This window comes from Nonlabens antarcticus, assembly GCF_015356755.1.
GTDB lineage: Bacteria > Bacteroidota > Bacteroidia > Flavobacteriales > Flavobacteriaceae > Nonlabens > Nonlabens antarcticus.
Genome location: NZ_JADFCO010000058.1, coordinates 13,502 through 39,197 on the forward strand (window position 1 = coordinate 13,502; position 25,696 = coordinate 39,197).

The following is a 25,696-nucleotide window of genomic DNA, read 5'->3' on the forward strand; positions in this document are numbered from 1 at the left end:
AAGAGCATCGCTCTCTAAAATACTATTTTTGTTATAAATAGTTTCGATTGAACTCACTCAAACCTTATTATCCTGTTTTTAAGTTTGTGATCACTTTTGGCGTGCTGTACATGGTATTATCGCTACTGTATTATGCCTATCTGCAGGTGGAATACAGTGAGATAAACTATCCAGATCCAGTCACTGCGATGGTAAGCAGTCAAACTAATTATGGAATGCAGCTCTTGGGTTACGATTCTAAAATTTACAACGCACCTGGCCATCCCTCTGTGATGTTGTACGTTGATAATGAGATTTTATTTGTTGTTATCGAGGGCTGCAATGCTATCAGTGTCATGCTTTTATTTACTGCATTTGTGATCGCTTTCGCGAAAGCGTGGAAAGAAACAGTCCTATTTCTGCTATTTGGAATTGTGACCATCTATATCGTTAATCTGTTAAGAATTATAGGGCTAGGTGTGATATTTAGGGAATTAACAGAATACAAGGAGGTGTCGCATGATATCATATTTCCAGCGGTGATTTACGGTTATGTAATTTTATTATGGATCTACTGGATTAGAAAACCTAAACAGGTATGAGTCAAAGCCGTGTAGTTTCTAGTTTTATGGTGTTGTTCATGCTCGCAGGAATTATAGCAATTCGGTTTTTTGAAGCAGATCTGTTTTATGATCCATTGAACAAATACTTCCATGGAAACTTTCAGGCCTTACCAGTTCCAGAAATGACTATGTGGAAATTAGTTCTGTCTAATTCTTTACGGTTTTTACTTAACAGCACATTTTCTTTAGGGATTCTTTGGTTTCTCTATAAATCTGTAGCTTTTGTTAAGGCTGGGAGCTGGGTTTATTTATTTGCTTTTATAATATTGAGCATTGGAATTCTCCTCTTGCTGCAAATGGATTCTTCCCTTGCTAAAATGACATTATTCTATACACGTCGTTTTTTAATCCATCCCATTTTATTATTCATCTTAGTGGCTGGATGTTATTATCTAAATATAAAAACTAAAGAATCATAGCGGGCTCAAATGAGCACTATGGTAGAAAATTTCTAGGGGTAAAATTACCCCAGTAGCACTTCTATGTTTTAAGTAAGATCGCAGACTTGTTGTTGTTTACTTATTAATGCAACGTGAATTTTATTATTTACATCCTTACTTAAGGAAGCTTGAACATCAATGAGCTGTATCTTATTCTCAAATCATTTTTTTTGGAAAACATAAATTTCTTCTATCGCAATTCCTTTAAAATCTCTTGGGATCTTAACTTGATAACGTCAAAATCTGAATTTTCAGAATGTTGTTCTTTAGAAATTACGGTGACGACTCCTGTAAAATCGGTATACTTATAATTGTTAAATAACCCTTCTGATTACAAATGCAAGGTTGAGCAACGGCAATGCTATAAAAGTGAAAAGGATAGAAAGACTTTAAGGGTCAAGTTTTTCGGTAACAGGTTCACCATCAGTATTGAAATATTTGTAAACGCCGGGAGCATCACCTTTTTTAATGAAAATATAACTGCTGTTATCCAGCGTCTGCTGGGGCACAGGCTGGCCCGCAAGGTAGTAGAATAAGTTAGGAAATACGCCCACAGCGGTTTTGATATTATCATTGTATGGCTGGAAATCTTGTGGTGCTTTGATAGCTAGTAAAGAATTAAATAAACTCTGTTTAAGAGCTAATTCTTCGGTGGGTTTTTCATAAGCTTCTTCTGTGCTGCTGTATCCTACAAAGCCGCCATGATCTGAAATTATTAAAATTACAGCACCGGGATCTCTATCAGATATTGTTTTCATCATCGTCATTAACTCATCAGTCATTTGATCCATTCTTTCAATGTAATCGCGTCGTTCATCTTTCACTGTTTTTGTTGATGATGAATTGACGGATATATGTCCAGGCTTTAAAATTTCTACGAAATAAAACTGCGGACCCTTGTTAGCGCTCTCCATTTTAGAATAGAGGTCCTTTTTATAATCCTTATTTAAAACATAGTTGGGAAGAAAGCTCAATTCAGTCTGGCTCACATTTAAGTAATCATAGAAAGTTTTGGGATGGTTTAATAATAAATAGCGGTGTTCAAGTATTGCGTTTAGTTGGTAGCCGTTCGATTTTAAAGTAGTTAATACGGCGTTGTTTCCAGTTATGATGTTGCGTGCATTATAAAGTTCACCCTGCATTTTACCATTGTCATAGTAATGGTGCTGGCTGGTAAATAAAGCACTGTTGCTGGTAAGCGTTGTAGGATAATTACTGCGATAATCATCATTAATCAGAAAGTTCATTCTACCTAGCTCATTATAGAACTCTGTTCCTTTCCATTGATAAAGATCATTTGCAGCCGTTTTTCTTGAGACAAAGCCGTCAGGCTGGATCAGATAGATGTTAGGTTTTTTCTTAAAAACGAGGCTTTCATAGTCTTGTGTGACTGGCCACGGTTCGTGACTAGAGATGCGCTCTACATAAAAGTAAAGAAAATTGAATACAGCTAAACCTGTCATTAAACATACTATAATAACAAGTATCTTGTAATGCTTTGCGATAAAAAAAGAAGTTGCGACAGCAATACTTCCCACGAGTAGAAGTCCTTTCCACCTCCAGCCTAAAAACAAGCACAAGGAAAGAATTATCGCAAAATTAATAATCAAATAAGTCCAATACAGTTTTCCTCTATGCTGTGGGAAATACTTTTTAAAAATAGCATCAAGGAATAGAATTCCAGTGACAGGCACAACTATAAACATGAAAAGAAATCCTGCAAGTTGATACCAGGAGTTTACTAATGTAAAGTTATTAGTGTACAAATATAAAATACTGTAGATACCAGGAATTATCGAAACGGTCCACCACAAATGGCGATCGCTTCTCAGATATTTTAGGAGTTGATCTTTCATTTTCTACGCATCAAAAAGAGCGTTCTATGTGTGCCAGGAATCAATTCTTGTTTTTCAATATGATAGTATTGGGAAAACGCTTTCGCGAAAGCGGAAATTCCATAACCTTCAAATAAATGACGAGCATCTCTTTTACTATCGAGAATAAATTGCACCCAGCTGTCCTTGCGATCGGGAAATTCAATGATCAAATACTCGCTAAGACTTGTAAAAAACGCCGCGCTCATTTCAAATGGAACGTTGCCAGTAAGCGTGATGTGATGAATTAACGCTAGTGCGAGACTCAAATCTGGCTGCATATTCTGAACGCGACATATAAAACTTTCTCGTTCTTCATTAGCAAACCCTAGGGCAGGCGAGGGCTGCATGAGGTCACAAACCATAGGAATGATTCGCGATTTGTTTTGTGATGTCAGCTCTGTTTTATAGCAATGGTCTATAGCGGCCTGATCTATATCGGTTACTATAATTTGGTTTACAGACTCAGGAAGTTCCCTTGAAAAAGTCCCATCATTCCCGCCTAAATCGATCGCTTTCGTGGCATTTATCTCTGTACTCCAGGAGCGAATCAACTGTTTTTTCACATCGAAGGAAGCAGGATCATAATTAGTTTGATCATAATACTCTGCCCATTCCGTAGGCTCTGAGATTGACATGGATGAAATATGGGATTCTAAAACTGTAAGTATTTTCAACTGTGAAGCTTTAGATATCTTAGGAATCTTTTCAGTAGATCCACCTCGCCGCTGTTCAGAGTTGCCTTTGGCCATCAAATGAATATTGGGATAAATGACGGGATGAAATTTAGTTTTCCAGTCTAGCAATTTGGAAGTTTCTTTTAGACTCTTTCCGTTAATTTCTGATGACAATGTTTTGAGATAGTTGGCTCCATATTTTTGCGAAAGCAATAGCACACTAAAAAAGTGCATTTCAAACTGCTGGAGGGCACGCCAAGGTTCGCTAGGCTTATACCGCTCGATGCTGAGGGTATCGATAAAGATGGCTTTGCCATTGTAAAAAGTGACATTAAAGGCGCTGGCGTCCTTCAAGGTAAATCCCTTGCTCAACAAGAACATTTGGATTCTCAAAGTAAGCTGGGCAGCATGTTTATATTGTGAAAATGACCATTCGTAAGGATAGGTTATAAACGGAATCTGCTCTGGTAAAAGTATGATTTTGAAAGAGTCGCGATACGTTTCTTTATGCCGTACAAGCCATCCTTTTTCAAATAGAGATGTATAAATACCAGCATCAACTGCTGCTTGATATTCCTCAAAAAAGATAGGATTGATCTGGCGTTTAATGATTTCATTCTCTTTGAAAATAAAACCTGATGGATCACGATACGATGCGGCTAGTTGAGACATTTAACTGTCTGTTTGATCATTTTTATAAGCCTCGTCAAAAGAATCTGGTCCTTTCTTTTTTTTGATTCCTAACCATTCTTTGATATACATCATGCAGGTTTTATAGAATATAACAAAGCCAGCAAATGCTGCAATGGCTGCTTGTGCTATCATAGCACCTAATCCTGGATCAAAATAAAGAATAAAATTCATGACGCAATTTAAGTATAAAACGAGTGCAAATAAAAAAACTGCCTTTTGTGAAAAAGGCAGTTTTGATAATTCAATCGTTCTGAGGTTATTTTACCGGATTCAGAATCATATCAATACGTTCTGAAAGATCGCGTAAGTGAAGTTTTGACAATTGATCGCGAGTAGAATTTGAAGCTCTTTTAGCATCACGCATCAATGTTACTAACTCTGCTCTAACGATAGGTCTGATATCACTTTGTGCAACATCAATACTTGAACCGAATCTTCCTCGAGCTCCCTGATCGTTGTTCATGATAAACTCTAGACGCTCAACATATGCACGTTGAAGGTTTCTGCGATAACGGTCAATAGTCTGCCCGCGTACAAGCTCGCTGAATAACCCTTTGCGCAATTCAGTCATCATTTCAAGTAAACCATAAGCATCACTGCCATTAACTTCTTCATTCTCCATTAGACGAGCCATGCGACCAAAGTCTAAAACATCGTTTAAAGTTCTAACCTGTGTACCGCGTATTCTTTCAATACTACCATCACTTTCAACTTTATTGAAAATGTCCTGATCGATTAACCATTCTGGAGTTTCAAATAATTCCTTGTGAAGGAAAGCCATAGCGCGTTCTTGCTTTTCTTTAGGAGCGTGTTCATAAACAGCGCCTTCCTGGCCATAAGCTTTGTAAGTTTCCTTTACACCACCTATGTTAGCGGCAACGTGCCCCATGTATCTGTTATACTGGCTCAAAACCTGACCATACATAGTTTCAAGATCGTCATAGTTCTCACCTGTTTTTCCAGTCCATTCTCCCAATTTAGGAACAATGCGTTTCAAGTTCATAATACCATAAGTACTGGCATTCATACTATCATCACCTAAATCTTCTGTTTGACTAGTGTAGTCAATCACACCAAATTGCTGACGACCAAATCTGTAAACAGGATCTCCAGCTTTTTCAAGAATCCACTCATCAAGAATTTCTTTTTCTTCTAATGCAGTTTTTCCTGGAAGTGGCTTATATCCCCAAGCGATAGAATATTTATCATACGGACCGATGTTAGGCATTAAAGCTACATCGCCATCTTCTGGCTGCGCTACGTAATTGAAACGTGCATAATCCATAATACTAGGAGCTGTTGAATATTTAGCTGTGAATTCTGGATCGCGCAGATCTTCTACTGAGTAGGCTACAGAACTTCCCATATTATGTGGAAGACCTAAAGTGTGTCCTACTTCATGGGAGCTCACAAAACGAATCAATCGTCCCATTACATCCTCATCAAACTCTGTAGCTTGTGCTTTATCATTTATCGCTGCTGTCTGTACAAAGAACCAGTTGCGTAATAATGTCATAACGTTATGGTACCAGTTGATGTCAGATTCAAGAATCTCACCAGACCTAGGGTCAGAAACGTGTGGGCCATTTGCATTAGGAATAGGGGACGCTAGGTATCGTACCGTGGAATAACGTACATCCTCTGGACTCCAGTCTGGATCTTCCTCTTTAGTAGGAGCATCCTTAGCAATAATCGCATTTTTAAAACCAGCGGCCTCAAATGCAACTTGCCAGTCTTCAATACCTTGCTTGATATATTTTATCCACTGTTGTGGCGTGGCAGGATCGATATAATAAACGATCTGTTTTTTAGGTTCAACTAGCTCTCCTCTTTTAAAAGCGGCCATGTCTTCGTCCTTAACCTCTAATCTCCAGCGGTCAAGATAACGTACCGTTTTAGTTTCTTGAGCATCCAGACCATAATCTTGCTGTCCTCTAGCAAACCAGCCTACACGTTGATCATAATAACGACGCTTCATAGGTTCTTTAGGAAGCAAAATCATAGAGTTGCTCATCTCTATAGAAATTGATTGAGTACTAGAGTTGGAAGGTGGCTCGCTAGCGAGATATGTTTTCACATGACGGCTCTCAATATTTTCTGGAAATGATTTTAAAGTATCAATGTAAGATCTGTCTTCATCAAGTCTGGATATTTTATAATTGCTACGTTGTGATTGTGGAAATCCTATGGACTTTACATCCTCAGTAAAGAATTTAGTCACATCAATGACCGCATTATAGCTGGTGCTATCTTTTTTTACCGCCTCGATTGCAAAAGAATAGAGGATAGGCTCAAAATTTGAGTTCTCAACAGCAATGCTCACTGGAAGGGAATCTGCTGCAACTATATCATGAGATACGATTCTAAGAAGCACATTATCATTCTTACGTTGCCATCTTAAAGTTTGTGTATTTGCTTTCCCACCACCAAAACCTATTCCGGTAGCAGTCTTTGCGATACGAGTCACCATCAGCATTTCTCGATTAAAAAGGCTGTCTGGAATCTCGTAGTAATATTTATCTTCAACTTTATGTACTGTAAAAAGACCAGGATCGCTTTTAGCATCCTTGGTAATTACTTTAGAGTAAGGTTGAATGCCACCTTTTTTAGAGGTCTTTTTGCTGGCATCTCCATCTGCATCAGATTTGGATGCTCCTTTTTTAGGTCCACAAGATGCAAGCATTGCAGCTGTAAGAACTAAAAGCATTAGTGATTTTAATGATTTCATCAAATGATAGTTTTTTAGTATGGCTTTAAAGATATCAAGCCTGCTATAAATTAATCTTAACTAGTTGTTAATAGTAGTTAATTTATTTGTCTTTTTTCGCTTTCGCGAAATTAATTAAACCTACCTATTCTATAGGGGTAAAGGGATTGATCAACCTAATTATTGATGCACAAAGCTTGCCTCCTTTAAAGTTTAACTCCGTATTTCAAAATTTAAAAACTAGTTATATTTCTTTCACATCTTTTATCACAGTGCATGTCTTTCATGTATCAAAGAATAGATTTTAAACAGATGTTTGCCATGACAATTGCAATTAAACAAGCCTATATTTTTCAAGATGGTGCACAAGATCAGATCGCCAATAATCTGAAGGCGTAGGATTTTAACCTGTAATGAAACACTTGTATTAATTGGGCTCGTAATATTGTATCGACAAGGATATATTAAAAATGCGAGGAGGTAAGTGTAAAATAATTTTCAAAATATTCTACAGAGTGAAATGAAAATATCAGACAGTTAATAGACAATTGATTCAATGAACTTAAGTTCGTAAATCACTTCTTATTTCCAATTCATCAGACCGTGAAGCTGTAGTTCGAAATCTAATACCTATTTGTTTGAAGACTGTTTTTATTTTTAATGATTTCGATTTTCCGGTCTGGTATCAGTATTATGCTTATGATCGCAAGCGCTCATGAGTTTCAGGAACAAATTTTTTACTAGTTTAAAAAGTGGAAGTAAAATTCCTAGCCTCAAGCCATATTGAATAATAAAATTATAGATCAAAAAAGCCCAAGCATAATTTCATGCTTGGGCTTTATAATTTTAATCAGAGTATTTCACTTAAAAAAAGTCTAATACGGAAAGCGTTTAGTCATTACAAAGGCCTTATTAATCTGATCTTTCAGAAACCAACCGCTTTTTATTTCATCACAGATTTTTCTAGTAAAATTTATTGATTCACTGTTTCAAGTAAATTGTTATAATCATATCAGATTTATGCAAATGGATGATTGCACTATTAAGAGATTGTGATCATCTCTTAATTGGAAATGATTTGCAAAACCTATCATCTTATAGCTATGCTGTGAGGAATATAAACCTAGAGTTGCAGAGAGAAACCAAGTTGAGGGTAATTGCATTCGTTAAGGTTAGGGCAGTCGATAGAACCACTTAACCATTCTGAAAAAAATGTTCATTAAAATTATAACACTAAAAACAAATACAAGAATATCTATAAATCAAAAAAGCTCAAGGATGATTTATCCTTGAGCTTAATTTCATAAACGATTGCTTAATTAAGTTTTTCTTTCTTTCAAAAAGCAAAACTTTTTAAGGCGGTTAGTTCACATCCCAAAACAATGGGCTATTTAGAACATCCCCATTACTTAATTTAGCAGATGCAGCTTGAACATTCTCACGGTTAAGCGTTTGCAGTGATTGTGGGTATCTCAAACGCTTAGGCATTTCAGTTAAGGTTACGTCAGTGTTCTGTGGAACGAAAACATAAGATGTAACTCTAAACGATGCTGGTAAAGCATCCACTTGAGATTGCGGTAATATCACTGTCTCATTAGGCAGTATAAAAATATCATCTGCCGGTAATTTAGTTCTGCGATATTCTGCGTAAGCAGTATGTCCTTGCATATATAAAGCTACATATTTTTGAGTCAAAACATTCTCCCTATTTGCTGCAGGTAAACCTGATACAAATGTAGCAATGTCAGCCGTAGATACTCCCCATTTTTCCATGGATGCAGTAACCCCTGCGATATAATTGCCTTGAGCAAATCCGTTACGTTCTGAAATAATAAACTGTACTTCAGCAAACTCCATTAATACTTCGCCATAATCTGGCTTTATCACTTTGCTACTTGCATAAGAAAAAGCAGAACGTGGGAATTTATCTGGATTTGGGAATGCATAAGGCATACCTTCATAAGCAGCATAGTCCGTGTTACGAGGGTAAGTGGCTTCTTTGACGCTAGTTATTCCAGCATCGGTAGGAGCTACCATTTCAAACAATCTTGGGTCTTGACCAAAAGTACCAGTTTCTCCCTGTAAAAGATTTACAAAAGTAGAAGCAACCGCAAAGTCAGTACGTGCAATAAAAGCTTGCCACAATGGTGAAGCATTATCATCTGCAGTATCAAATGCTTGAACTGCATTATCATCGTTTGATAGCATAACACCTGAAGTTATAGCAGCATCTATCGCAGCATTAGCTGCCGCAGCATCAACGCCATTGGTATTGTTAGCAACTCTTAAGATCAAACTATTTGCAAAGCGCTTCCACTTAGTCGCATCGCCATTAAAAATATTGTCACCACTCACAAAAACTATTTCGTTTTCGTTGATCATATCAGCAGACTCTCTCAATTCTTTTAAAATATCTGTGTAGATATCTTGTTGATCAGCAAATACTGGAGACAATGTTCCATCACCAATTGCTAAAGCTTGAAAACTCTCTTGAGGATTTCCATAGGAATAGTAAGGTACATCTCCGAAGAAATTAGTCAACTGATAGAAGCCGTAGGCCATCATTATTCTAGCAGCTGCGATTTGGTTCTCATTATTACCATAAGCAGCAGCATTACCTTTTGTGGCTTCATTCGTATTTTGATCTAGGATATACTTTAAATCAGTTGCTACGAAATAAGTAACGTTATACAAACCAGTCGCTGTTGTTTCTCTATAACGGAAAGCATCTTCCACTGCATAGGCAGTTTGCGCCCAGTATTGCATCCATGGCAATGTAAGACGACCCGAGTTGAATCCATCCTCTGTAGTTTCCATGTACTGCTTTGTAGCACTTGCAAAAACATTACTCGTAGGGACAATTTCCGCTTGGTTAGGATTTACGTTGATATTTTCAAGGTCATCATCACAAGAGACAATTCCTAGGGCCATCACAGCCATAATCACTCTTAATAGGTTCTTTTTCATTTTCTTAGAATTTTAATTGTAAGTTCATACCATAACTTCTGGTTGATGGTAAGGATCCTCCCTCTGATCCTTGAATGTTACCACTTCCTGCGGTAGCTACTTCTGGGTCAAAGTTTTCATTGTCTAGACCCCATACGAACAAGTTACGCGCGAAGGCAGTAATACTGATTTCTCCAAATCCTTCCGTATATTTTTTCGGAATGGAATATCCTAAAGTAATCTCTCTCAATTTTACATAATCTGCATCAAATACGTTTTGTGCATCATTTCCGTTATAGAAATCCTGCCCATATTGCTGTGCTGGAATAACTTGAGTGTTTGGAGCAGTGTTCGTAACTGTGTAGTTTCCATTTACGTCATAAGCTACTGTTCCAGTAACACCTGGAAGAACTATTCCTTCTTCACGAATGTTATTAGCAGCTGTTTGCTCTAAGATTCCTGAGTAATTTCCCCAGATATTTGTTAAAGAACGGTATTTACCACCTTTTTGAATATCTATAAGAGCACCTAGGCTAAAGCCTTTGTAGTTGAAACTGTTTCTGATACCCATGTTGTAATCCGGAAGGATTGATCCTAGATTTTCAACATTTCTCGTTTCTGCATAACTTCCGTTAGCATTTATAACTCGGTTACCTTGATCGTCGAAAACATAGTTAGTACCTCTAATTACACCGTATGGTTCTCCTACAACAGCGTTTAGTGTAACACCGTTAAAAGGGAATCGAGCAATTTCTAAGGACTCAACATCATCGATTAGACTTAATACCTCACTATTATTCTTATTAAAGTTTACGGAAAGATCCCAACTAAAATCCTCAGTCTGTACTAATTTACCGCTTAAGAAAATTTCCAAACCGCGGTTTCTTAAACTTCCTGCATTTACGAAAGTACTGCTGAATCCAGTTGCAGGATCTACAGTTACTGGGGTAATCAGATCCTCAGTTTTTTCAGAGTAATAAGTCATGTCTAACTTCAAACGATTCTTTAAAAATCCAAGTTCAACACCTATTTCAGAACTGATTTTAGTTTCTGGTCCCAACTCAGCATTATTATTACCGCCTCCTTGGCTGAAAGGTACATCACCTAAGAATGGAATTTGAGCGCCAAAGTAGTTTTTCAGTTGGTATGGATCAGTATCACTACCTACCTCTGAATACCCACCTCTTAATTTACCAAACGTTAACCATGGTGCGTCAATAAAATTAGAGAATACAACACTACCGTTTACAGAAGGGTAGAAGAACGAGTTATTGTCAGCTGGTAACGTGGAAGACCAGTCGTTACGACCTGTAAAGTTCAAGTAGTAAGTGTTATCGTAACCGAATGATGCAGAAGCATATAAACTGTTCACTTGTCTGTCTGAATCAAATTCTGTAACAGAAGCAGGTGCAGCAGAGTTTGTAATAGTATACAAACCTGGAACAACTAAACCACCAGAAGTACTTGCAGACAATCTATGGAATTCGTTTACTCTCTTATTACCACCTACAAATGCATTTAAGGAAAGCTTGTTGTCTAAGAAAGTTTTATCATAGTGAAGTCTTCCTTCATAATTTACCTCTTGGAACGTTCTATTTTGTTCCAAGTAAAATGCTTGATCTACAGAACCAACAGCTCTTTGACTATTTACAGCAAAGCTATAAGTGTCTGCAAATACGTTAGCCACAGCATATAATTCATCTGTGAAATTATACTGGCCTCCTATTGTACCATACCATCTAGTACGTTTGTCACTTGCTGTGTTCTCATATAATGTCCAGTATGGATTATCTGAGTACAATGCATCACCATTGGTAGCAGAAACCCTGTTCCAGCTGCGTTGTGAACCATCAGCTTTCTTATATTTTTTCAGTCTTTCATAATCTAACGATGTTTGACCGAATTGATACAGTTGTTGAACAACTCCTTCTCCTGTGTAACCAAAACCAGGCCTGTTGAAACCATCAGTTACCGTCAAATTTACGGTCGAGTTAATTTTAAACTTATCAGTTAGTTGAGATGTCGCATTTAAGTTAATAGAAGTTTTTCTCAAGTTCGTGTTAGGCACAATGCCTTCAGTTTGTGTATTGTTTAAAGACAATCTATATGTCGATTTTTCAGTACCAGAAGCAAATGCTACACTATTATTGAATTGAACTCCGGTTTCCCAGAAATCATCCTTACCATTTTTCGGGTTTATCCAGGCACGTGGCTGTAAGAAATCCTCAGCAAATTCTGGATCAAATGCATCCCAATGTAGAACTAAACGGTTAGGGTCATAACGAGGTCCCCATGATTCATCAACACCGTAAGCCACTACATCATACGTGGTTCCGTTAATAGTAGATTGACCAAAATCTGTCTGACCTATAGTTTGAGGATTACCAGCGCCACCACCGTACAGCTTTTGTACTTTAGGAAGGATATTAACTTCGTCAAATGTAACTCCTGAATTGATGGTTATGGATGACTTACCTGCTTTACCTGATTTAGTGGTAATCAAGATTACACCATTAATACCACGCGATCCATATAGTGCTGCTGCCGCTCCACCTTTAAGGACGTTAAGAGTAGCGATGTCATCGGGATTGATGTCAAACCCGGCATCCCCATAATCACGACCACCACCACCGGTTTGAGCACCGGTCGTGTTATAGTTGGAGTTATCTAATGGAATACCATCTACTACAATCAAAGGTCTGTTTTCTTGAGTAATAGAACTCGCACCACGTATAAGGATTCGAGTAGAACCACCTAAAGCACCTGTTGAATTACTTACCTGTACACCAGCAACTTTACCACTTAAAGAGTTAAGTGCATTTTGGTTTCTAGTTTCGGTAATTTCTTCACCTGTAACTGTCTGCGTAGCATAACCTAAAGATTTTTTCTCTCTGGAAACACCTAATGCAGTAACTACAACAGGTCCCAATGCTTGAGCATCTTCCTCCATAGTAACATTGATGACACTTTGACCGGCAACTATTATTTCTTGAGATTTAAGACCCAAATAGCCGAAAACCAAAACTTCGCCATCTGTAGCTCTAATGGTATATTCTCCATCGAAGTTAGATTGCGTACCAATATTGGTTCCTTTTTTACTAATGTTTACTCCAAGCAGCGGTTCTCCTGCGGAGTTTGTGACTTTCCCGGTTATGGGATTTTGTGCAAATGCAAACTGCACGGCGAGTACCATGACAAGTACAAGCATTTTGTGATAAAATAATTTCATGCGTTGATAGATTTATTTGTTGGGATAAATATATTAGAATTATTTAACACTACACTAACAACCGTCCCTACTAATTAAAAAATAAAACTAATTTAATTGCAACCTTCAATCGCTCAGTAAGTTGCATTCCATGATTTATTTGTTAAAATAAATATGAGCTCATATCTTCTCCTAAACCTATCGCTTTAGTGATTTAAACCGCGGCATTAGGACATTATTTTTGAAAATAATCAATCGTATTTATCAATTTTACCGCAAGAAAAAAGCCACCTCTTTCGAGGTGGCTTTTGATAATAATAAGGAAGTTTGACTACATCATTCCACCCATTCCTCCAGGCATTCCGCCGCCCATTCCTGAGCCGCTGCCACTATCTTCTTTGATTTCAATTAACGCACATTCTGTTGTAAGAATCATTCCTGCTACTGATGCAGCATTTTCTAAAGCGACACGAGTCACTTTTTTAGGATCGATAATTCCTTCTTTCAACATATCGACGTATTTGTCGTTTTTAGCATCATAACCGTAATTCCCTTTAGATTCTAAAATCTTAGAAACAACAACGCTTCCTTCACCACCAGCATTTTCAACGATGATTCTTAGCGGACTTTCAATAGCTCTCGCAACAATGGAGATTCCAGTTTCTTGGTCAAAATTAACTGCTTTTAGTTTTTCTAAAACCGACTTGGCACGTATCAAGGCAACGCCACCACCGGCAACGATTCCTTCTTCTACTGCAGCGCGAGTTGCATTTAAAGCGTCATCAACACGATCTTTCTTCTCTTTCATTTCAACTTCACTTGCTGCTCCTACATAAAGGACAGCAACACCACCAGCAAGTTTAGCAAGACGTTCTTGAAGTTTTTCTTTATCATAATCAGATGTCGTGTTCTCGATTTGAGATTTAATCTGATTTACACGCACTTGGATATCGCTATTGCTACCGGCACCGTTTATGAGAGTTGTGTTATCCTTGTTAATTTCCACTTTCTCTGCAGTTCCCAACATATCGATAGTGACATTCTCAAGTGTGAAGCCTCTTTCTTCAGAAATGACCGTACCACCAGTAAGAATTGCAATGTCTTCTAACATTGCTTTTCTACGATCACCAAATCCTGGAGCCTTAACAGCCGCAATTTTCAGTGCACCACGTAGCTTATTCACTACTAATGTAGCTAGAGCCTCGCCATCAACATCTTCAGCAATGATCAATAATGGTTTCCCAGATTGCGCCACTGGTTCAAGAATAGGCATCAAGTCTTTCATCGTGGAAATCTTCTTGTCAAACAACAAGATGTATGGATTTTCCAACTCGGTAGTCATTTTCTCAGAGTTCGTTGTGAAATAAGGGGAAAGATAACCGCGATCAAACTGCATTCCTTCAACAACATCCACATAAGTTTCCGTTCCTTTAGCTTCTTCAACAGTGATTACACCTTCTTTTCCTACTTTACTAAATGCTTTAGCGATCAAATCACCAATCATCTCGTCATTGTTAGCAGAAATGGATGCGATTTGTTTAATCATTTCGTTAGAATCGCCTACTTTTTTAGCTTGCTTTTCTAGGTCTTTAACGATTGCTTCTACAGCCTGATCGATTCCTCTTTTAAGATCCATCGGGTTTGCTCCAGCTGCTACGTTTTTCAAACCTTCTTTGACTATTGCTTGTGCAAGAACAGTCGCGGTAGTTGTACCATCACCTGCAAGATCATTTGTCTTACTCGCAACTTCTTTAACCATCTGTGCGCCCATGTTCTCAAGCTCGTCAGAAAGTTCGATTTCTTTTGCAACGCTCACACCATCTTTAGTCACCACAGGTGCTCCAAATGATTTACCTATAATAACATTACGACCTTTAGGTCCTAACGTTACTTTAACTGCGTTTGCTAATGCATCAACGCCACGCTTAATGCCGTCTCTTGCTTCTACGTCAAATTTTATATTTTTTGCCATAATGCTATTGTATCTTCTACTTCTAAGAAATAGATATTGATTTAATTAAAAAGTTAATTGTAAAATGAAAGATGCTTTTATCGCTTTCGCGAAAGCGAACTATTCTTAAACTATTGCAAGAATATCTTCTTCTCTCATCATTAGGTAATCATTACCTTCTACCTTTAGTTCTGTACCACTATACTTTCCGTAAAGTACAGTATCTCCTACTTTAACAGTCATTTCATAATCGATTTTACCTTTCCCAACAGCAACCACTTTACCTTGTTGTGGTTTCTCTTTTGCGGTATCTGGAATGTAAAGTCCCGAAGCTGTTTTTTGCTCTGCGGCAGATGGTTCAATTAGAACTCTATCTGATAACGGTTGAATATTTAATGCCATTTCAAAAAAATGTTTTGTTTGATTAATAAGTAATGTAATGGTCTATAAATGTGCCACGTTCTAATAGCTGACAAAACATCATAAAATAAAATATCCAGCGGGTTGCGCTGGATATATTGTCAGTTGTATGTAAATTTTTCTACTGGTTTTCTTCTGGAATGGCAGTATTATTAGTCGCTGGAGATACAGGAGCTTCAATTTCTACAGGGTCTGCAACTCTAATTGCACCACTATTTCTTTCCTTAATCAGGAATGTACTGGCAGCGAGAATTAAAACTAGTAATGTTGTTGAGAGTACCCAGGTACTTTTGTCTAAAAAATCACCTGTTTTTTTAACACCACCTAACTGCTGCGTTCCACCACCGCCGAAGCTGGAAGACAAACCGCCACCTTTAGGGTTTTGTACCATGATTACTACAATGAGCAAAAAGGCAACAAAAATAATAAGACCTAAGATTATATAAAATGTAGTCATTTAATTATTGCTTTGTAAATTTTCAATTTCCCTAATTCGGTCTGCAAAGAAACCACTTTTTTCTGGATGTTGCAATTTTAAAACGGCATAGGATTTTATAGCCTTATCATAGTTTTTCTGCGCGAGATAAACCTTGGCCAGTGTTTCTGTCATAAGGTGTTTGCCACTATCTAATGGCTCTATAGTAGGCGTTCCAATCGGGCCTGTTTTACGAGGAGTAATTTTAGGTTTGGCAGCGAGAAACTCATCTATTCGCTTCATTTTATCGCTGCGATAATGGTCTTCTAATTCAGAAACGCTTATATTTTTTGATTGCTTCTGTGATACATCTCTATCAATAGGAGTAACTCCCGTTAACTTGAGCCATTCGTGAAAACTGTGTTTCTCGTTTTTGGTGAAGTTCAAAACCTCATCAACATCAGCTTTCTTTTTTTCAAATAAATCCACATCAGCAACTTGGGTAAATTCTTTATCAATGTTAAGCACTGTCGTTTTGATGGGTGCTGGCTCATCAATGACATTCACATCGACTTCTTGATCTATTACCACATCAAGTTCCTCGATCACTTCTTGTTGCTGTTTGATTTGCTCGCTAATTCTATTCTGAATGAAAACGTCAGAAGTAATAAAATCAAATAAAACGGATCTGTCTGTGGTGTGTGCGGCTGTTATTTGCAACTCCTTATTGTATAAGGGGCTTTGCTCATTATACAATCCCTTCAAGTAAATACTGCGTGCTGCCTGAAAATAGGGATGTTTATTGATAACACCAGATAGCATTTCTAGATCGTCTGTATGCAGTTGATCTGGATTTGAAATTATGGTATGTAGACGTTCTAAATCGATCATTACCAGTTTGTCAGTGTATCGTTATAAATCTCTTGTGTGATCTGGTCAAATATTACTTCCAGGGCAATATCTAATGCCGCGTTTTGTAATTGTGTGTTTGCAGGGTAATCGTAATAGAATGTGTATGATTTTTCAAAGCTTTTCTCATCATCCTTATTATTAACAAAGCGAACGTTGATGTCAATTGTCACCCTGTTCTGTGACGCTCGATTGTCTGCTGTTGCAGTGATAGGAGATATGTAATATCTAGTTATCTCCCCTTGATACAAGTAATCTCCGTTTGAATTAACGAGACTTAAACTGGTTTGATCCTGAATCAAATCTTGCAAGGCAAGTGTGAATGTTCTCTCGATGCCTACTTCTACTTGTGTCGCTGTATATCCAAAATAATCAACCTGAAAAGTCTTTACATTATCGGGAATTGAGACGCCGCTCAAACTATAAAAACCACACGACTGCAAACTTGCAAATAGGAGTAGGGCACTTATTATCTTTAGAAATCTAGAGATCATATTGTTTGATTTTGCGGTACAATGTACGTTCTGATATGCCTAAATCATCAGCAGCTGCCTTGCGTTTACCTTCATGACGTTCTAGAGACTTTTTAATCAACTCAATTTCTTTGTCAACTAACGATAAGGATTCTTCCTCTTCAACTTCTTGAGCAAAATCATAGCGATCGCTAGAGCTTGCAGATTTTACAGTTTTAGTAGCTGGCTCTGATGATTTTTCATGAGAATCCTCTTGACTTACTTCATAAGCCTGATCGATGACATCCTCATATGCATAGGAGTTGCTATCGTTGTTCTCATTGCTTTTGCCGCCGCCATAAATCCTATTGATCAACCCTTGCTGCTTTTCTTGAACCTCATCACCACTGCTGGCGCTGTTCATAAGTTCGCTGGTAAGCTTCTTGAGATCATTGAGGTCATTCTTCATATCAAACAAAACCTTATACAAGATTTCACGCTCGTTAGCAAACTCGCTATCGCTCGTTTTTTTAGTACTTCCCACAACTGCAGGAAGATTTGATCCAGTATCTGGTAGGTATTCCTTTAAAGTAGGGGCATTGATATTGCGCTCTTTTTCTAAAACACTTATTTGTTCTGCAACGTTGCGCAACTGTCTTATATTTCCACTCCAGCGGTAATTTGTCAAAGCCTGAATAGCTGGATCGTCCAGTCGCAGCGTGGGCATTTTATATTTATTAGCAAAATCTGAACAGAACTTGCGGAATAGCAGGTGAATATCGCCCTTTCGCTCGCGCAACGGTGGCAACTCAATTTCTACGGTACTCAATCGATAATATAAATCTTCCCGGAATTTTCCCTTTTCAATCGCAGTGAATAAATTCACATTTGTTGCAGCGACGATACGTACATCTGTTTTCTGAGTCTGGGAAGAACCTACTTTTAGAAACTCTCCATTTTCTAAGACTCTTAACAATCTGACCTGTGTAGGTAGTGGTAGTTCACCTACTTCATCAAGAAAAATGGTACCGCCATCTGCAACTTCAAAGTAACCACTGCGCGTTTGTGTTGCACCGGTAAAAGCACCTTTCTCATGACCAAAAAGTTCAGAATCAATCGTTCCCTCTGGTATTGCACCACAGTTAACTGCAATATATTTAGCGTGTTTTCTAAAAGATTGCGAGTGGATAATGCGCGGGATGCTTTCTTTTCCTACCCCACTTTCTCCGGTAACGAGCACAGAAATATCTGTAGGTGCCACCTGCAATGCTTTCTCAATCGCACGGTTAAAAACTGCATCGTTTCCTATAAGTTCAAAGCGCTGTTTGACAGATTGTACTGTTTCTATACTCATAATGCTGCCGTTCTAAGTGGTCCTTCCATGTCACTATATCCTATGGCTTCTCCTATCAATGTCGCTCCTGTGCAATCATCCACCCGCACCAATACAAAATCTCCGGGCTTGTAATTTTCTTTTGGGAATACGGCCACAACGTTATGTGTTGTTTTTCCTGCCCATTGATCTGCAGATTTTTTTGAGGGCTTTTCGATCAGAACTTCTACAATGGTTCCTAGATTTTGAGCCGTTCTTTGAGCACTTGATTCTTGCTGTAGATCAATAATCTCTACCAGTCGTCTTTTCTTTACTTCTTCTGGAATGTCGTCTGGCATCTTGCGAGCCGCCATCGTTCCTGGACGTTCTGAATAGGCAAACATAAATCCGAAATCATAACCTACGTAACGCATTAAGCTCAAAGTATCCTGATGATCTTCTTCAGTTTCTGTCGGGAATCCAGTGATAATATCCTGGGAAATGGAAACACCTGGAATGATGCTTTTTACACGATCAATTAAGTCCATGTATTCTTGTCGGGTATGCAGTCGGTTCATCTCTTGCAAGATTCTATCACTTCCAGATTGTACGGGTAAGTGAATGTAATCGCAAATATTTCTATGCGCGGCCATAGCGTGCAGCACGTCATCACTAATATCTTGCGGATTACTGGTGGAGAATCGAACTCTCATTCCCGGTTGTGCGTTAGCCACTTTATGTAGCAATTGAGCAAAGTCAACGGCAGTAGCTTTGGCCATTTTACTAGCTTTTTTGTAATCTTTTTTGAGTCCGCCGCCATACCATAAATAGGAATCGACATTTTGACCCAATAAGGTAATTTCTTTAAATCCTTTTGCTGCTAGGTCATTAACTTCATCTAGAATTGAGTGAGGATCACGGCTGCGCTCGCGACCGCGGGTAAATGGGACCACGCAAAACGTACACATGTTATCACAACCTCTGGTGATGGACACAAAGGCGCTCACACCGTTGGAATTTAATCGGACCGGAGATACATCAGCATAAGTTTCATCTCGCGATAGCAAAACGTTGACCGCATCACGACCGTCATCAATCTCTGCAATTAAATTAGGGAGGTCTTTGTAAGCATCTGGTCCCACGACCATATCTACAATCTTTTCCTCCTCGAGAAATTTAGATTTCAAGCGTTCTGCCATGCAACCTAGAACGCCCACTTTCATATTGGGATTGTGACTCGCCTTGACGGCATTATATTTCTCGAGACGCTTGCGCACGGTTTGTTCTGCCTTATCGCGTATAGAACAAGTATTTACAAGAACAAGATCTGCTTCTTCCAGATTTTGAGTGGTATTAAATCCCTGGGTAGCAAGAATGGAAGCCACGACCTCACTATCAGCAAAGTTCATCTGGCAGCCATAACTTTCTATAAAGAGCTTACGTTTATTCTGCTCCATAGGAGCGACTTTCATAGCCGTTCCTTGTAAATTTTCATCAATAATCTTTTCCATCATCGCAATCTTAAATAAAGAGTGCAAAGATAGTTTTTTTGCCATGGATGTGACAAAGTGGCAGCAGGTTTCTTGTGTGCTTTATTTTGAGGGCTATTTCGCTTTCGCGAAAGCGTAATAGAAAGGAATTAAAGTAACACGGGAATCTTTTATATTAAAGGGAAGTGAAGCGTTAAGGGTGCGTTGTCTTACATTATTTGTTAGCCATGCTAATGATACCTTATTATATAACTCACCCAATATGAAAACGTTATAGCATTATGCTTAATCCTAAACAGCTGTTTAGCAGCATTTTGAATTATAAATAAAAATATCATATACCTTTGCAGCCTAAATTGAGATGTGGAATGGCAAAGAATCTGGTAATCGTGGAGTCGCCTGCAAAGGCGAAGACAATAGAGAAATTTTTAGGAAAGGATTATAAAGTCGCGTCCAGTTTTGGACATATTGCAGACTTACCCGCTAAGGAGTTGGGTGTTGCAGTTGATAAAAATTTTGAGCCCAGTTACATTGTTAATAGCGACAAGAAAGACCTTGTTAAGAAGCTAAAGAAAATGGCTGCAGAGTCAGACATGGTATGGCTTGCGAGTGATGAGGATCGTGAGGGTGAAGCTATTGCATGGCACCTCGCAGAACAACTAGATCTTAAGAAGGAAAAGACCAAACGAATTGTTTTTAATTCCATTACAAAAAACGCGGTGCAGCACGCGATCGATAACCCACGGTCTATTGATTATGATCTAGTTAATGCACAGCAGGCACGTCGTGTTCTGGATAGGATTGTAGGGTATGAAATATCGCCTATTCTATGGCGTAAGGTTAAAGGTGGTGCAAGTGCCGGACGGGTACAATCTGTTGCCGTGCGATTAATTGTAGAACGGGAACAAGATATTATCGATTTTAAAAGCGATAATTTTTACCGTATCGATGCCGAGTTTCTAACGAAAGATAAAAAAGCATTAAAAGCTAAATTGCCTTCAAACCTCTCGTCACGTAAGGAGGCAGAAGACTTTTTAGAAAAAAATAAGGGAGCAAAATTCCATGTTTCTGATCTTGTCAAAAAGCCAGCGACTAAATCTCCCGCGCCGCCATTTACAACATCAACTTTACAGCAGGAAGCTTCCAGAAAACTTTCCTTTAATGTAAGCCGTACCATGCAACTCGCACAACGATTGTATGAGGCTGGACTCATTACTTATATGAGAACGGATAGTGTGAATTTAAGTAGCGAAGCTAAATCTGGTGCTAAAAACGAAATAAATAAAGCCTACGGAAAAGATTTCCATAAGGAACGTAATTATAAAGGAAAATCCAAAGGAGCACAAGAAGCTCATGAGGCGATCCGTCCTACAGATTTTGCCCTACATAGCGGTGGTGCAGATCGCGATCAGACTCGTTTATATGAGTTGATCTGGAAACGTTCTATTGCTTCCCAGATGAGTGATGCAAAATTAGAACGTACGAATGTTACTATATCTGCAGATAAGCACGATAAAAACTTTACGGCTAGCGGAGAGATCGTCAAATTTGAAGGATTCCTAAAAGTTTATCTGGAAAGTACCGATGACGAGGATTTAGAACAAGAAGGATTGTTGCCTGACCTTAAAAAAGGACAAGAGTTAGACAATAAATTGATTACTGCAACAGAGCGTTTCTCGAGACCTCCTTATCGATATACAGAAGCTTCTCTGGTTAAAAAATTAGAAGAGTTAGGAATAGGAAGACCATCTACTTATGCACCTACCATTACTACTATACAAAATAGAAAGTATGTAGAGAAAGGAATGAATCTAGGTGAAGAACGTGCTTATGTTCAATTGCTTCTTAAGAATGACGCCATCAAGGAAAATGAACTAACAGAAACTACAGGGAGTAGTAAAGGAAAATTAATCCCAACTGACGTAGGTCGCGTGGTAAACGATTTTCTAGTAGAGCATTTCAAGAATATATTAGATTATAATTTTACCGCAAGAGTAGAAGAATCTTTTGATAATATCGCAGAGGGGAAAGAGGAGTGGACAGATATGATGAGCCACTTCTATAAAGATTTCCACCCTACGGTAACAGATGTGGCAGAGAACGCAGAGCGTGAGGTAGGGGAACGAGTGCTGGGAACAGATGCTAAAACCGGTAAACCTATATCTGTTAGACTAGGAAGGTTTGGCGCAATGGCTCAGATAGGAACTGTAGAAGATGAAGAAAAACCACAATTTGCCAGTTTATTACCGTCTCAATCGCTCAATACCGTGACACTTGAGGAAGTTATGGATTTATTCAAACTTCCTAGAACTGTAGGTGAATACAATGGACATCCCGTTGAGGTGAGTCAAGGTCGCTTTGGTCCTTATGTAAAGTTCAATGAAAAGACGTTTGTCTCCCTTGAAGAAGGCGACGATCCTTTGACGTTGACTTTTGAACGTGCTGGAGAATTGATCGCATCTAAAGAAAAAGCAGATGCTCCTATATATATGTATGACGATCAACCTGTAACAAAAGGTGTGGGTAGATTTGGCCCCTATATCAAATGGGCCGACATGTTCATCTCAGTGAATAAGAAATACGATTTTGATAATCTGACTAATGACGATATTGAAACCTTGATTAAGGACAAGGTCCAAAAAGAAAAGGATAAACTAATCGTTGATTGGGAAGAAGAAGGAATACGCATTGAGAAGGCACGGTGGAAACGACACAATATAATCAAAGGGAAGATTAAAGTTGAACTGGCAAAAACCATTGATCCATTAACGATCACACTGGAACAAGCCAAGGAAATGATAGCGAAGAAAGCACCAAAGAAAAAAGCGGCAGCTAAAAAGAAACCTGCGGCCAAGAAGAAAACTACTGCAGCAAAAAAAGCACCGGCAAAGAAAAAAACAACTACTGCGAAAGCGAAAAAGAAATAAGCTTTTATGATATTAGAGTATCTCAAACCTATTGATGAAGTCACTGCGGCTCATGCTAGGATTCAAGAACCTCGAACTTTGGGACAGACCATCTTGATGCATACGGCACAGGATGGTCTTCCTAGTTTAGAAGATGTAGATCTGGCAATAATTTCTATTTTAGAAAACCGCAAGGATGCTGCGGCTATATTTCAAGTGGAGAGTCTGGATGATATACGTATGAAGCTTTATGAACTTTTCCCGGGTAACTGGCACTCTACTATAGCTGATCTTGGAAATGTGGTTGCAGGAGAAACAGTGGAAGATACGTATTACGTAGTGCGGGAATTGACGGCTTATTTATTGGATAAGAATATCGTTCCTATATTTTTGGGAGGAAGTCAGGATATAATGTATCCCATCTACAGAGCTTATGATGAGCATAGCAAGATGATTAACGTGGTAAATATTGACAGTCGTTTTGATTTAGGGAATATTGACTTACCTATTAGTAACCGCAGTTTTATAGGGAAAATGGTTGCTACAGAGCCTTATAATCTTTTCAATTACAGCAACTTGGGGTATCAAACCTATTTCAATTCTCAGGACGAGATTGACTTATTAGATCGCCTATATTTTGACGCGATACGTTTAGGTGTTTTGGATTCTGATATTACAATAGCAGAGTCGGTTTTGAGAGATGCAGATCTGGTGGGAATAGATGTCAGAAGTATTCGATCGAGTGACTTACTTTACGATAAAGGGGATCCAAATGGGTTTCAATCGACACAAATGTGTCGTATGTCGAGGTATGCAGGGATCAGCGATCGACTAACTACATTCGGTATTTTCGAAATTCCAACAGGTGATTTTGAGCTAATGTCGAGTGCTGTTTCTCAGATCATCTGGTACTTTATAGAGGGATATAATTACCGCAGTAATGAGTACCCAGTGGATGTTTCAAAGGACTTTTTGAGGTATCAAGTGCCTATAGATGATGAGACCTTGATTTTCTATAAATCCAGCAAAACCGAACGCTGGTGGGTGGAGCTACCCTTTATTTCAAACGTTAATAATAAACTAAAACAATACACGTTATTACCGTGTGATAAGGAAGATTATGTACAGGCAACTTCTCAAATTTTGCCGGAACGCTGGTTGAAAGCGCGGCAGAAAAACGAGGTATAATAGAGGTTCTCAAAGCATTAATATCAAACAAACAAAAAGAAAAAAGTTGGCGGAATGGAATCTTTTAAATAGGTTTACCGGCTTTTAAATCTTAAACCAAAGAGGAACGTAAATATGAAAAAGTTACTTATGCTAGTTGCGGTTGTTGGTTTTCTTGCCAGTTGTGGTAAGGGAGATCGAGGACAACTGGTAGGTGCAAAAGGGAAAAAATGGCATCCGGAGAAACCCTACGGAATGACACTAGTTCCTGGAGGTGCATTTATAATGGGTAAGGCTGATGATGACATCGCTGCTACATTGAATGCGCCACCTAAAACAGTTACAGTGACTTCCTTTTATATGGATGAGACTGAAATTACTAATGCTGAATATCGCAAGTTTACCAACTGGGTACGTGATTCCACATTAAGGATGCGACTTGCTATTATGGCAGACGACAATGGGTTGACACCAGGAAGTGGTGGTACCGGTGATTTTGCATTTAAGGATGCTGCTGAAGACCCATCCGTATGGCAACAGTATGTGTTAGAAAATTATGTAGGTCTAGGAGAAACAGGGTATGAAGGTCGTTATCTCAATTGGGATGAAGAATTGATCTGGGATACTGCAGACATTCCAGATGAATATTATGCAGAAGCTTACGACTCCATGTACATTCCTTATGAGGAAGCTTACAATGGAGTTCGAACCATAGATGTAGAAAAATTGATCTATAGATATTCCGTGCAGGATATTGAAAAAGCGGCTCGCAACCCTGGTTTAAAAAGAAAGGATTTCATCAGTCAGAATGAAATCAAGATTTATCCAGATACCACCGTATGGATCCGTGATTTTAATTACAGTTATAATGAGCCCATGCACAATGATTATTATTATCATGAGGCATACAGTGATTATCCAGTAGTAGGAGTGAACTGGGAACAGGCTAAAGCATTTTGTCAGTGGAGAACTACCTATCACGACAATTATAGAAGTAAACGCAATTTAGAACGTGTTTTTCCATACCGACTTCCTACGGAGGCAGAATGGGAGTATGCAGCACGTGGTGGTCTAGAAGGAGCAACATACCCATGGGGTGGATTTTATGCTAAAAATGACAGAGGCTGTTTTATGGCAAATTTCAAACCTTTACGTGGAGATTATGCTGCAGATCAAGCTTTGTACACGGTAGAGGCAAAATCATACGATCCTAACGATTACAATCTGTACAATATGTCAGGAAACGTTTCAGAATGGGTAAACTCTTCTTATGAGCCAGGTGCCTATGAATATATGTCTTCCATGAATCCTGTAGTTAATGACGAGAGTAACCGTCGCAAGGGAGTTCGCGGTGGATCCTGGAAAGACGTTTCTTACTTCCTAGAAGTTGGAACTAGAGACTATGAGTATCAGGATTCTGCAAGAAGCTATATAGGTTTCAGAACTGTTCAATCATACGTGGGAACAGATGTTACCCTAAATGCGGCTACAAATTAACCGACCCATTTTCACTAATAATCATTTTAT

The 25,696-nt window shown here is 38.5% G+C and carries 18 protein-coding genes; 5 read left to right on the plus strand and 13 right to left on the minus strand.

Annotated elements, in window-relative coordinates; genetic code table 11:
- Nucleotides 1–47 precede the first annotated feature (47 nt).
- Both xrtF and IQ282_RS01100 read left to right on the plus strand, forming a co-directional pair.
- Entirely contained in the window at nucleotides 48–581 is a 534-nt protein-coding gene (gene xrtF, locus IQ282_RS01095) for an exosortase family protein XrtF (protein WP_194850105.1), read from the plus strand.
- A complete protein-coding gene (locus tag IQ282_RS01100; RefSeq protein WP_194850106.1) occupies nucleotides 578–1,021 on the plus strand; it encodes an exosortase F system-associated membrane protein in 444 nt (147 codons plus the stop codon). Before xrtF ends, IQ282_RS01100 begins: the two co-directional genes overlap by 4 nt.
- Before the next feature lie 410 nt (nucleotides 1,022–1,431).
- Here the strand turns inward: IQ282_RS01100 and IQ282_RS01105 are convergent, their stop codons facing one another.
- From IQ282_RS01105 to miaB, 13 genes are all read right to left on the minus strand, one after another.
- On the minus strand, nucleotides 1,432–2,898 hold the full coding sequence (locus IQ282_RS01105) for a hypothetical protein (protein ID WP_194850107.1): 1,467 nt from the start codon (nucleotides 2,896–2,898) through the stop codon (nucleotides 1,432–1,434).
- Nucleotides 2,895–4,265, minus strand: coding sequence for a class I SAM-dependent methyltransferase (locus tag IQ282_RS01110; protein ID WP_194850108.1), 1,371 nt, complete (start codon nucleotides 4,263–4,265; stop codon nucleotides 2,895–2,897). Before IQ282_RS01110 ends, IQ282_RS01105 begins: the two co-directional genes overlap by 4 nt.
- Nucleotides 4,266–4,457 carry a hypothetical protein gene (locus IQ282_RS01115; RefSeq protein WP_194850109.1) on the minus strand — a complete coding sequence of 64 codons (192 nt, stop codon included), beginning with the start codon at nucleotides 4,455–4,457 and terminating at the stop codon, nucleotides 4,266–4,268.
- 85 nt (nucleotides 4,458–4,542) lie between these two features.
- Nucleotides 4,543–7,014 (minus strand): zinc-dependent metalloprotease, encoded by a 2,472-nt coding sequence (locus IQ282_RS01120; RefSeq protein WP_194850110.1) that lies wholly within the window; start codon nucleotides 7,012–7,014, stop codon nucleotides 4,543–4,545.
- A gap of 1,341 nt (nucleotides 7,015–8,355) precedes the next feature.
- A complete protein-coding gene (locus IQ282_RS01125) occupies nucleotides 8,356–9,960 on the minus strand; it encodes a SusD/RagB family nutrient-binding outer membrane lipoprotein (RefSeq protein ID WP_194850111.1) in 1,605 nt (534 codons plus the stop codon).
- A 4-nt stretch (nucleotides 9,961–9,964) separates the two neighbouring features.
- Nucleotides 9,965–13,168: a SusC/RagA family TonB-linked outer membrane protein gene (locus tag IQ282_RS01130; protein WP_194850112.1), complete on the minus strand. Its 3,204-nt coding sequence runs from the start codon at nucleotides 13,166–13,168 to the stop codon at nucleotides 9,965–9,967.
- 310 nt (nucleotides 13,169–13,478) lie between these two features.
- Nucleotides 13,479–15,119: a chaperonin GroEL gene (gene groL, locus IQ282_RS01135; protein WP_194850113.1), complete on the minus strand. Its 1,641-nt coding sequence runs from the start codon at nucleotides 15,117–15,119 to the stop codon at nucleotides 13,479–13,481.
- Between the two features lie 105 nt (nucleotides 15,120–15,224).
- Complete coding sequence (locus IQ282_RS01140) at nucleotides 15,225–15,500, minus strand: co-chaperone GroES (protein WP_194850114.1); 276 nt, start codon at nucleotides 15,498–15,500, stop codon at nucleotides 15,225–15,227.
- A 139-nt stretch (nucleotides 15,501–15,639) separates the two neighbouring features.
- A complete protein-coding gene (gene secG / locus IQ282_RS01145; RefSeq protein WP_194850115.1) occupies nucleotides 15,640–15,975 on the minus strand; it encodes a preprotein translocase subunit SecG in 336 nt (111 codons plus the stop codon).
- A complete protein-coding gene (locus tag IQ282_RS01150; RefSeq protein WP_194850116.1) occupies nucleotides 15,976–16,824 on the minus strand; it encodes a hypothetical protein in 849 nt (282 codons plus the stop codon).
- The gene (lptE, locus tag IQ282_RS01155) at nucleotides 16,824–17,336 is read right to left on the minus strand and encodes an LPS assembly lipoprotein LptE (protein WP_194850117.1); all 513 of its coding nucleotides are present in this window, start codon (nucleotides 17,334–17,336) and stop codon (nucleotides 16,824–16,826) included. The genes IQ282_RS01150 and lptE overlap by 1 nt, the downstream gene beginning before the upstream one ends.
- Entirely contained in the window at nucleotides 17,326–18,642 is a 1,317-nt protein-coding gene (locus IQ282_RS01160) for a sigma-54 interaction domain-containing protein (protein ID WP_194850170.1), read from the minus strand. Before IQ282_RS01160 ends, lptE begins: the two co-directional genes overlap by 11 nt.
- Nucleotides 18,643–18,644: 2 nt before the next feature.
- Entirely contained in the window at nucleotides 18,645–20,117 is a 1,473-nt protein-coding gene (miaB, locus tag IQ282_RS01165; RefSeq protein WP_194850171.1) for a tRNA (N6-isopentenyl adenosine(37)-C2)-methylthiotransferase MiaB, read from the minus strand.
- A 347-nt stretch (nucleotides 20,118–20,464) separates the two neighbouring features.
- Here miaB and topA point away from each other — a divergent pair, with 347 nt between their 5' ends.
- From topA to porK, 3 genes are all read left to right on the plus strand, one after another.
- Entirely contained in the window at nucleotides 20,465–23,023 is a 2,559-nt protein-coding gene (gene topA, locus IQ282_RS01170; protein WP_194850118.1) for a type I DNA topoisomerase, read from the plus strand.
- A 6-nt stretch (nucleotides 23,024–23,029) separates the two neighbouring features.
- Nucleotides 23,030–24,190 carry a formimidoylglutamase gene (locus IQ282_RS01175; RefSeq protein ID WP_194850119.1) on the plus strand — a complete coding sequence of 387 codons (1,161 nt, stop codon included), beginning with the start codon at nucleotides 23,030–23,032 and terminating at the stop codon, nucleotides 24,188–24,190.
- Nucleotides 24,191–24,304: 114 nt separating this feature from the next.
- Entirely contained in the window at nucleotides 24,305–25,666 is a 1,362-nt protein-coding gene (gene porK / locus IQ282_RS01180; RefSeq protein ID WP_194850120.1) for a T9SS ring complex lipoprotein PorK/GldK, read from the plus strand.
- The last annotated feature ends 30 nt before the right edge of the window (nucleotides 25,667–25,696 follow it).